At 48.0% G+C, this 10667-nt stretch carries 11 protein-coding genes; 5 read left to right on the top strand and 6 right to left on the bottom strand.

Features of this window, described 5'->3' with window-relative positions; all coding sequences use genetic code 11:
- Positions 1 to 138 precede the first annotated feature (138 nt).
- Together ruvC and Q338_RS10470 are read left to right on the top strand one after the other, a co-directional pair.
- Complete coding sequence (gene ruvC / locus Q338_RS10475) at positions 139 to 669, top strand: crossover junction endodeoxyribonuclease RuvC (RefSeq protein WP_034295140.1); 531 nt, start codon at positions 139 to 141, stop codon at positions 667 to 669.
- A 145-nt stretch (positions 670 to 814) separates the two neighbouring features.
- Positions 815 to 1933: an NAD(P)H-dependent flavin oxidoreductase gene (locus Q338_RS10470; protein ID WP_051968611.1), complete on the top strand. Its 1119-nt coding sequence runs from the start codon at positions 815 to 817 to the stop codon at positions 1931 to 1933.
- 61 nt (positions 1934 to 1994) lie between these two features.
- On the opposite strand, the gene ileS is transcribed toward Q338_RS10470, so the two are convergent.
- On the bottom strand, positions 1995 to 4781 hold the full coding sequence (gene ileS / locus Q338_RS10465; RefSeq protein WP_034295138.1) for an isoleucine--tRNA ligase: 2787 nt from the start codon (positions 4779 to 4781) through the stop codon (positions 1995 to 1997).
- 283 nt (positions 4782 to 5064) lie between these two features.
- Here ileS and Q338_RS13845 point away from each other — a divergent pair, with 283 nt between their 5' ends.
- The 3 genes from Q338_RS13845 to Q338_RS10450 all read left to right on the top strand — a co-directional run bounded on the left by Q338_RS13845 (position 5065) and on the right by Q338_RS10450 (position 6507).
- On the top strand, positions 5065 to 5475 hold the full coding sequence (locus Q338_RS13845; RefSeq protein ID WP_051968610.1) for an MliC family protein: 411 nt from the start codon (positions 5065 to 5067) through the stop codon (positions 5473 to 5475).
- A 96-nt stretch (positions 5476 to 5571) separates the two neighbouring features.
- The gene (locus Q338_RS10455; protein WP_051968609.1) at positions 5572 to 5907 is read left to right on the top strand and encodes an MliC family protein; all 336 of its coding nucleotides are present in this window, start codon (positions 5572 to 5574) and stop codon (positions 5905 to 5907) included.
- A gap of 123 nt (positions 5908 to 6030) precedes the next feature.
- Positions 6031 to 6507 carry a hypothetical protein gene (locus tag Q338_RS10450; RefSeq protein ID WP_147293680.1) on the top strand — a complete coding sequence of 159 codons (477 nt, stop codon included), beginning with the start codon at positions 6031 to 6033 and terminating at the stop codon, positions 6505 to 6507.
- Between the two features lie 102 nt (positions 6508 to 6609).
- Here Q338_RS10450 and Q338_RS10445 read toward each other — a convergent pair whose 3' ends face one another.
- The 5 genes from Q338_RS10445 to Q338_RS15055 all read right to left on the bottom strand — a co-directional run.
- Positions 6610 to 7563, bottom strand: coding sequence for an L-lactate dehydrogenase (locus Q338_RS10445; protein WP_034295134.1), 954 nt, complete (start codon positions 7561 to 7563; stop codon positions 6610 to 6612).
- Positions 7564 to 7642: 79 nt separating this feature from the next.
- On the bottom strand, positions 7643 to 8350 hold the full coding sequence (locus Q338_RS10440) for an SIMPL domain-containing protein (protein WP_051968608.1): 708 nt from the start codon (positions 8348 to 8350) through the stop codon (positions 7643 to 7645).
- 135 nt (positions 8351 to 8485) lie between these two features.
- Positions 8486 to 8992, bottom strand: coding sequence for a ribonuclease E activity regulator RraA (rraA, locus tag Q338_RS10435; protein WP_034295132.1), 507 nt, complete (start codon positions 8990 to 8992; stop codon positions 8486 to 8488).
- Between the two features lie 119 nt (positions 8993 to 9111).
- Positions 9112 to 10386 (bottom strand): phosphoribosylamine--glycine ligase, encoded by a 1275-nt coding sequence (purD, locus tag Q338_RS10430; protein WP_034295130.1) that lies wholly within the window; start codon positions 10384 to 10386, stop codon positions 9112 to 9114.
- Positions 10387 to 10443: 57 nt separating this feature from the next.
- Positions 10444 to 10667 (bottom strand): hypothetical protein (locus Q338_RS15055; RefSeq protein WP_211249449.1); only part of this gene is annotated, 224 nt, incomplete at its 5' end.

Raw genomic sequence — 10667 nt, 5'->3', positions numbered from 1 at the left:
AGCCGCCATGTTGATGATGGCAACTTTGGACTATTTTTCAAACCCAAAACAGGTCGTCCGATTTTTTGTCGTGTACTGAAAGGCTGCCTGAAAATAATTTCGCGTATAATTTTGCCAACTCAATAAATTGGAAATCCCATGACTCCCACCCGAATTTTGGGCATAGACCCTGGTAGCCGCACCACAGGTTTTGGCATTATTGACGTGATGGGGCGTGAACATCATTATGTGGCTTCGGGCTGCATACGCACCATTCCGAATGATGAATTGGCAGGGCGCATTGGTGTAATTGTGCAACACATTGACGAAATCATCGCCACCTATCGCCCGAATCAAGCCGCTATTGAACAGGTGTTTGTGAATGTGAACCCGAAAGCCACCTTAATGTTGGGGCAAGCACGTGGCGCAGCAATTGCGGCATTGGTGTTGCGCGGATTGCCCGTACATGAATACACCGCTTTGCAAGTCAAACAAGCGGTGGTTGGACAAGGCAAAGCCGCCAAAGAACAAGTACAACACATGGTCGTGCAAATGCTGAAATTATCAGGCACGCCGCAGGCAGACGCAGCAGATGGTTTGGCGGTGGCTTTGACCCATGCTTTGCGTGGGCAAGGTTTGGCGGGGAAACTGGGGGGCTTGGCGATTAAAGGCGGGCGTTTTCAGATTTGAATTTATCAGATAAAACCTTGTTCAAATTATCCAAAAATCCACATTTTTCATCTTTTCAGGCAGCCTGAAAACAGACAAAACACACAATAACCCTGTTTTCATTTAAAATAGACACATTTTTGAATTGAATTTGTAGGAGCAATCCATGACCGCCCCGTCTTTAGTAGAAAAACTTAAGCTGCGACTGCCCATTGTGCAAGCTCCGATGGCTGGCGGCGCAACCACGCCCGAACTGGTGTCGGCAGTGAGTGAAGCGGGCGCGTTGGGCTTTATCGGCGCAGGCTATTTGTTGCCCGCCGATATTATTGCGCAAGCCGAAGCGGTGCGCAGCAAAACAGGTCGCCCTTTTGGGGTGAATTTATTTGTGCTAACTCGCGAACAAAGCACACGCTTAACCGAACCCATGCCCGCATGGCTAACCAATGTGTATCACAAACGCGGTTTGCCCTTGCCCAAACAACCACAAGCCTTACCGATTTTTGATGAGCAATTTGAAGCATTATTGTCGGTGCAGCCTGCGGTGGCTTCGTTTGCCTTTGGCGTATTGAATGATGAACATGTACGCGCCTTGCAAGCAAAAAACATCGCCATCGTCGGCACAGCCAATCACGCCGAAGAAGCAAAATATTGGGAAGATTTGGGCGCGGACGCAGTCGTGGTGCAAGGCGCAGAAGCTGGCGGACATCGTGGTGGTTTTACCGAGCAATACATTAATCAGCCTATGGGTTTGATGTCGCTGATGACCCAATGCCGCCAAACAGTACGCATTCCCCTGTGGGCGGCAGGTGGTTTGATGACAGGACAGGCACTCGCTGCCGTGCGCAATATGGGCGCAGAAGCCGCGCAAATGGGTACCGCATTTTTAAGTACACGTGAAAGCGGTATCAGTCGCGCTTACAAAAACGCGTTGTTTGACGTTCGCCGCGCCGTAACCACGCACACCAAATTATTCACAGGCAAACCAGCGCGTATGTTGATGAACCGCTATATGCGCGAAAACATGGCAAATGAAAACAACACCGCCAGCTACCCCCAACAACACGCCTACACCCAAGCACTCCGCGCCGCCTCCGCCCAACAAGGCGATGTGGAATACATGGCTTTGTATGCTGGCAAAGGGGTGGGATTGTGCCGCGATGTGCGCGTGGCGGATTTGATTGACGCGCTGGAAAAAGAATATTTAAGCGCCATCGGTGCCAACGAAAACACCAGCAACGACAGTCATCAAAACAAATCCAGCAGTATCAGTTATATTGAAGATTAATAGCTGGATAAAATAATAAGGCAGCCTGAAAACTTTTCAGGCTGCCTTAAATTTTGTTTAATTAAACATAATCGCGGTGTTCACCTTTGCCGTCAATATTTTCGGCACAACGCGCACAAATCGTTTCATGCCCTGCCACCGTGCCGACTGTCTCGGTGTAGTGCCAGCAACGCTCACATTTTGGTGCGCCTGTGGCACGCACCACCGCTTCCAATTCATCGCCTTTCGCCAACACGATTTTGGACACCAGCATGACAAATTTCAACTCATCGCCCAAAGTCTCCAATGCCACAAACATATCCGCAGGCGCAGTCAGCAACACTTCCGCTTGCAACGATGAACCCACCGATTTATCTGCCCGCAACGGCTCAATCGCCGCATTCACCGCCGCACGCGCATGGCGAATCGCATTCCATTTATTCAATAATTGCTCTTCGCTGGCGGCTGGCATGGTGGGGAAATCGTGCAAGGTGTGGAACAATACGCTGTCTTCTTCGCCACCACCGATAATATCCCACGCTTCTTCCGCCGTGAAACACAACACAGGCGACATCAGCAAAACCAAACTGCGGGTAATATGATACAACGCCGTTTGTGCGCTGCGGCGGGCGTGTCCGTCTTGTTTGGTGGTATACAGACGGTCTTTCAGCACATCTAAATAGAACGCGCCCAAATCTTCCGAACAGAATTGCACAATGTCTTGCACAGCAAAATGGAAAGCATAACGCGGATAATATTCCCCTGCCACGCGTTCTTGCAATTGACGCGCCAACACCAGCGCGTAGCGGTCAATTTCCACCATATCCGCTTGCGGCACAGCGTCTTCAATGGGGCTGAAATCTTTTAAATTGGCAAACAAGAAACTCAAAGTATTACGAATGCGGCGATAGCTTTCGGTTACGCGTTTCAAAATTTCTTTGGAAATCGCCAATTCGCCCGAATAATCGGTTGCCGCCGTCCACAAACGCAAAATATCCGCGCCAAACTCGTTGTACACTTCTTGCGGCGCAACCACATTGCCCAACGATTTGGACATTTTTTTGCCTTCGCCGTCCACCACAAAACCATGTGTCAATAATTGCTTATACGGCGCGCGCCCAATGGTGGCGCAACCCGTCAGCATGGACGATTGGAACCAGCCGCGATGTTGGTCGCTGCCTTCCAAATACAAATCGGCTGGGTATGCCAATTCAGCGCGTTGTTTCACAACAGAATAATGGGTGCTGCCTGAATCAAACCACACGTCCATCGTGTCGCTTAATTTATCGTACACTTCGCAATCTTCGGGCGACAAAATTGCTGATTTATCCAAATCAAACCATGCATTAATGCCTTTTTGTTCAATTAATTGGCAAACTTGTTCCAAATATTCCGCAGAATTGGGGTGCAGTTCGCCTGTTTCTTTATGCACAAAAAACACCATAGGCGTACCCCATGAGCGTTGGCGCGACACCACCCAATCGGGGCGACCTTCAATCATGGCTTGCAAACGCGCACGTCCCCACGCTGGGAAAAATTCGGTGTCGTCCACCGCTTTTAAGGCGTTGTTGCGTAAAGTGTTGCCCGAAGTGCCTGCTTTGTCCATGCCGATAAACCATTGCGCGGTGGCACGGTAAATCAGGGGCGTTTTGTGTCGCCAACAATGCGCGTAGCTGTGTTCCAGTTTTTTGTTAGACAATAAAACTTGGTTTTCAGTCAGCCATTCAATAATCGCCGCATTGCCTTGTTCAAAAACGTGCATGCCTGCCAAACGAGGCATTTCGCTAATGTAACGCCCTTGCGCGTTCACAGGGTTATACAATTCAATTTTGTATTTATTGCAAACAATATAGTCTTCCAAACCATGTGCAGGCGCGGTATGCACCAAACCCGTACCCGCTTCGGTGGTAACGTGGTCGCCCAACAAAATTGGAATGTCGCGTTCCAAAAATGGGTGCGACAAAAGCAAATGTTCCAATGCCGCGCCTGTGGTTTCCGCCAACACAGGGCTGCCTGAAAAACCAAATCGCGCCAATGCCGATTCTGCCAATTCTTTCGCCAAAACCAATTTGCCGCGTGGCGTGTCAATCAATTGATAAACAATGTCCGCACCCGCAGAAATTGCTTGGCTGGCGGGGAGTGTCCAAGGGGTAGTTGTCCAAATCACACCAAAGCATTCGCCCGAAAGTTCAGGCAGCCTGAAAGATTTTGCCAACGCCGCCGTGTCTTGAAATGGATACGCCACATCAATCGCTGGGGAAACCTTGTCGCGGTATTCCACTTCCGCCTCCGCCAAAGACGAACCGCAATCCAAACAGAACTGCACAGGTTTCGCGCCGCGATACAAATAACCCGCTTTGTAGATTTCGCCCAAAGTGCGCACGGTGTCGGCTTCGGTTTTGTAATCCATTGTTAGATAAGGTTGTTCCCAATCGCCCATCACGCCCAAGCGAACAAAGTCTTTTTTCTGACGGGCAATTTGTTCGCTGGCGTATTCTCGGCACAGTTCACGAAATTTGCCAGCAGGCATATCTTTGCCGTGCAATTTTTCCACCATCACTTCAATCGGCAAACCATGACAATCCCAGCCTGGCACATAAGGTGCGTCAAAACCAGCCAAAGTTTTGCTGCGAATAATAATGTCTTTCAAAATTTTGTTTACCGCATGACCGATATGAATATCGCCATTGGCATACGGCGGACCATCGTGCAGCACAAATTTGGGGCGACCTGCGGCTTTTTGGCGCAATTTTTGGTAACGATTTTGCTGTTGCCATTGTTTGAGCCATTCGGGTTCACGTTTGGCAAGGTTACCACGCATAGGAAAGGGCGATTCAAATAAATGGACGGTTTTGGAATAATCGGTCATGGTTTCTGCTCATCAAAATTGTTAAGAAATGCGATTTTTAGGCAGCTTTTGGGGAATTTTTGCGTTAAAAATTGCTTATTTTGTTAAATAAAGACGGTTTCAGGCTGCCTGAAAAAGTATTTCATTTTATAAGGATTTAGGCAGCCTGAAAAGCTGATTTTCATGTAAAGAAACAAGTAAAGCTGGGTTAAATCAGCAACAAACGACTACACAAAATCATTTGTTACACTATAATGCACTTATTCGCAAGACCAGAAAACTTGTTGAAACAAAGGAAATCATCATGAAATCAATCACTATTTTGGGCGCAATCGCCACCGCCGTACTCATGAGTGCCTGCGTAAGCCAGTCGCCCAACCCCACGCAAAGCAGTACGCAAGCACAAACACCCAGCGCACCGTTGCCAGCCCCAACTGCTGCCAGCACCGCGCCCGACCAAGTGTTTCACTGCAAAAACGGCATGACCGCCACCGTGAAATACAATGTAGGCGAAGACAAAATCCGCTTATTTGTCGATACAATTGAAAGCAGCGCAATTTTAAGCCTTGCCCCATCGGGTTCGGGTGAACGCTATGTGAGCGCAAACGCGTTTTACAATAAACCCGCCGAATTTCATTTCAAAGGCAAAGACGGCAATTTGAGTTTCCAAGACCCTTATGGCAATAAAGTGAACACGTCTTGCCGCAGCAAATAAGTTTTCCCATTTGATTGAATGTTTCAGGCTGCCTGAAAACCCTATTTTTCGTTTTACCCTTCATCTTAAAACAACTTAATTTATAAAGGAATCATCATGAAAAAAATCGCTTTGACCGCCGCCGCTATCGCAATGGCTATGAGCATGAATGTGGCACAAGCTGCTCCCAAAAAAGTGCAACAATTTGAATGCCAAAACGGCGCAACCGTTACTTTGACTCGCTTGAGCACCGACAAAATTCGCATCAAAGTAGATACCATCGGTGCAAGCACTGTATTGAAAGCCGCACCATCTGGTTCTGGTGAACGCTATATCGCCAATAAAGGCTTCTACAAAAAAGGCACAGAATTTCATTTCAAAGGCAAAGATGCCCACTTGATTTTCAACGACCCCTATCAAAATGTGGTGGAAACTTCTTGCCGCGGCAAATAATTTGTCGGCAATCCGTATTTAAATTAATAGGACAAAACACACAGGTTTTCGTAAGAAACTGTGTGTTTTGTTTTCATCAAATTTTTTGATAACCTAATTGTAACTATATATAAGGACTGAAAAATGAACATGAAATTAGTCGCCACACTTTTGGCAGCCTGCACATTGGCAGCTTGCGCGAACAACAACACCGCCCACACGCCAAACAACAGCAGCATTAGCCCAAGCACCCCACAAGCCGCCGCCAACCCCAACACCTACGGCGCAACCACCACCCACAATCAACACGGCTACACCGTTACCAATCACGCCGACCAAACCGCTTACAACACCGCGCCCGCCGCGTTTAGCCGCACATTTGAATGCGAAAACGGTTTGACCGTGCGCACCACCGCCCCCAGCGAAACCTTGGGTTTGAGCGTAACGCATGGCGTACCCAAAGCGGCGGTGGTGGTGTTGAACCGTCAAGGCAATGGCTATGGCGCGAACACGGGCTTGTTTGGCGGCGGCGCAACTTGGCAAGAAAATGGCAATGTGGCGACATTTGGCTATGTGCATCCGCACTCCAAACAAATGGTTACGACACGTTGCACAAAATAATCAAATCAATTATTTAAACTGATTAATCAATTTTTTTGATGAATGAAATATTAAAGGCAGCCTGAAAACAATTTTTCAGGCTGCCTGTTTTGATTATGATGATTAACAATAATCTGACACTTTCTCCTGATATTCACGCAAAATTTTTGCTGAATGCGCGAATTTTGTCCGTTCATCATCGTCCAAAGGTTTTTCAATCACACGCGCAATACCCGTGCCATTCAATACGGCTGGTGTGCCGATATACACATTATGCTCACCATATTCGCCGTCCAACAGCACCGACACGGTCAAAACCACTTGCTGATTACGCAAAATCGCCTGCGTAATCCGCGCCAAACCCATGGCAATACCGTAATAAGTCGCGCCCTTGCCTTCAATAATGGAATAGGCTGCGCTGCGGACGTTTTCATGAATTTGCGCCATACGCGCCGCGCCATCGCCCGATTTTTCCAACGCTTCTTTGAGCGGCACGCCCGCAATGCTGGCGGTACTCCACGCGGCAATCACGCTGTCGCCATGTTCGCCTATCATGTGCGCGTCCACACTGGTGGGCGACACGTCAAACGCTTTGCCCAAGCAATTACACAAACGCGCCGTGTCCAAAATCGTGCCAGAACCAATCACGCGTTCTTTGGGCAAACCTGAAAATCGCCAAGTGGCGTAACTCAACACATCCACAGGATTGCTTGCCACCAAAAAAATGCCACCAAAACCGTGTTTCATCACATTGCCCACAATTTTGTGAAACACATTCAGATTATTATCAATCAATTGCAAACGCGTTTCGCCCACTTTTTGCGGCACGCCCGCGCAAATGCAGACAATATCCGCATCCGCACAATCGGCATAATCGCCCTCTTTCACTTTCACAGGCGAAGGCGCGTACAACATACCATGCCGCATATCACGCGCTTCTGCCGCCACCCGTTTTTCATTTAAATCAATGAGTACCAATTCATCGCACAAAGCCTGATTCAGCACCGCAAATGCATAACTAATCCCCACCGCGCCCGTGCCAATCACGACAATTTTCTTACCAAATTGATAAGCCATTTTGATGCTTTCCTTATTTTAAATCCACTTTAATCAATAAAATTGATAAATCCATTTTCAGGCAGCCTGAAAACCAAATTTACTGCATTTGCAGCGATACATTCAACGTTTGGCGCACTTCCTGCTCGCCAGCCACTTCCGCCACGTCCATGCTTGCGCTGGCATTGTGCAACACCACCGCCGCCGCCATTTCATTTTGCACATGCGCATGACTGCGTTGCGAAAAATCGTCTTTCAATTCCAATTTCACCACTTTATAGCCCGAATAACCCAATTTTTCACGCATAAAATCAGCGCGTTGTTTGTACGCGCCTAAAACTTGCTCGCTGGCTTGTTCCAAAGTTTTCGCGCGTTTTTCGGGCGACACGCTAAACGCAATACCGTCTATCATCGCCTCTTCCTGTACCGCCGCCAACATTTTGCTCAACACATCAAAATCCGTGCTGTTCACTCGCAACTGTACGCGGTCTTGCCATTGGCTAATACGCCCATTATTGCCATAATGCGGCGACACGCTGCGGTCGCTCAATTCCATCACAATCTGTTTTTCCGCGCCAATTTTGCTTTTTACCGCATTGAATTTTTGCGTATTCGCATGGCTGGCGGCTTCCCGATTGGGCGCGGTGGACAAAATCGTTAATGTGGCGTGCATGGTGTCGTTTGGCACGGTGAGCGTGGCAGTTTCCTTAAATTCCACAATATTATAATTGAGCGAAGTATTTGATTTTTCTTGGCAAGCTGCCAACAGCAATACGGCGGCAGCATAAGGGAGCATTTTGTTGAACATGATTAATTAACTTTATTTAGGTTTAGATAACATTTTTTCAGGCTGCCTGAATTTATCTTAAATCAATGATTAGAAATAATATTTTCCAAATCATCAAAAATATTTATCAGGCAGCCTGAAAATCAAAAAAAACACTTAATAATCAATCGGTGGCAATTCGCCCGTGATGGGATTATCCGAAACCAACACCCCATCTTCATCACTGTACAAATATTTGCCTGCCACAAAATCTACATTCCCAAATGAAACAGGCACATCAATTTCGCCCTGATATTCAGTGGGGCTTTTGCGCGGATTGGTGCCGAGTGCTTTCACGCCAAAATCCAGCGTGTTGATTTCCACGCTGTCCCTAATCACGCCGAAAATCACCACACCCGCCCAACCATTTTCCATCGCTTTACGCGCCAAACGGTCGCCCATCAACGCACTAAAACGCGAACCGCCGCCGTCCACCACCATCACTTCGCCATCTGAAGGCGTTTCCGACATACGGCGTACCAAACCATTGTCTTGAAACACTTTTACAGTACGAATGCGCCCACAAAAGCGTTTGCGTTGTCCGTATGATTTGAAATCGGTTTCGCAGGATTGGGTTTCGGGAGCAATATCCATTAAATCGGCATTCAAAAAATTGGCATTCATCGTATAAACCTTTTATTTTATTATCAAAAAAAGCAAAATTATTTTTCAGGCTGCCTGAATGAATTTATCAGAAATATTATTCTGATAAATTCATTCGGTTTTCATCAAAAATTTTGATGTCAGCGATTTTTCAAGGCTTTATCCGCAATGTCTTTGCGGAACTGCATGCCGTCAAAATGAATGTGGCTCAAAGCGGCATAGGCTTGCGCTTTCGCCTGCGCCACGCCATCGCCCAAACCCACCACACACAACACGCGACCGCCATTGGTGATGATTTCGCCCTGCTCATTCAAAGCCGTGCCTGCGTGGAACACTTTGCCCATTTCATTTGCCGTGTCTATGCCTGAAATCACATCACCTTTTTTCGGTGTGTCGGGATAATTTTGCGCTGCCAACACCACGCCCACAGCGACTTCATCTTTCCATTGTGCGGTGGTTTTGTCCAATTCTCGGTTTAAGGCTGCCTGAATCAAATCCACCAAATCGCTTTGCAAACGGCTCATAATCGGCTGCGTTTCAGGGTCGCCAAAACGACAGTTAAACTCAATGGTGCGCGGTGCGCCAGTTGCGTCTATCATCAAACCTGCGTACAAAAATCCTGTAAATTCATTGCCTTCTGCTTTCATGCCGCGCACGGTGGGCAAGATGATTTCGTTCATCACGCGCTCATGCACTTGTGGCGTAACCACTGGCGCGGGGCTGTACGCGCCCATGCCGCCCGTGTTCAAACCCAAGTCATTGTCCAATAAACGTTTGTGGTCTTGGCTGGTTGCCATCGGCAAGACGTTTTCGCCGTCCACCATCACGATGAAACTGGCTTCTTCGCCCGACAAATAATCTTCAATCACCACGCGGCTGCCTGCGTTGCCCATTTTGTTGCCGAGCAACATATCGTCAATCGCGGCGTGGGCTTCGTCCAAAGTCATGGCGACAATCACGCCCTTGCCCGCCGCCAAACCGTCTGCTTTGATGACGATGGGTGCGCCTTTTTGGTTCACATAATCGTGGGCTTGTTCGGCATTTTCAAAGGTTTGATACTGCGCGGTGGGAATGCCGTGTCGCGCCATAAACGCTTTGGCGAAATCTTTGGAGCTTTCCAACTGGGCGGCGGCTTGGGTGCAACCGAAAATCGGCAAACCTGCGGCACGGAAATCGTCCACAATGCCAGCCGCGAGCGGTGCTTCGGGGCCTACGAGTGTGAACGCGATTTGCTCATCGCGGCAAAATTGAATCAAATCATCGTGTTGGGTTAAGGCGATATTGTGTAACTTGGGTTCACGCGCCGTGCCAGCGTTGCCCGTTGCCACAAAAACGGTGGACACTTTGGGCGATTGCGCGAGTTTCCATGCAAGGGCGTGTTCGCGTCCACCGTTGCCGATAACGAGTAATTTCATTTTTGAGACTTTCTTTTTTGGGTTTAAAACAATGATATTTTAATGGAAAAATGCGTTTCAGGCAGCCTGAAACGGTTTACGGCTTATGTTGTGCGCCTTGAAATTGATGAAATAATTGAATTTTGTGCGTAAAATCGGCACATTGCTTGCATATTGCTGAAAAACCCAAATGCCCACCCTATTCCTCAGACTTGCCAAGTTCTTCGTAGGTCGGATACTTGTATCCGACATTTTCAGACGAAACCACAAGTTTTGTCGGATACAAGTATCCGACCTACGCG

The organism is Alysiella crassa DSM 2578, from assembly GCF_000745955.1.
GTDB lineage: Bacteria > Pseudomonadota > Gammaproteobacteria > Burkholderiales > Neisseriaceae > Simonsiella > Simonsiella crassa.
Note: the sequence above shows the minus strand (reverse complement) of the source record. Positions and strands in the feature narration are given on the sequence as shown.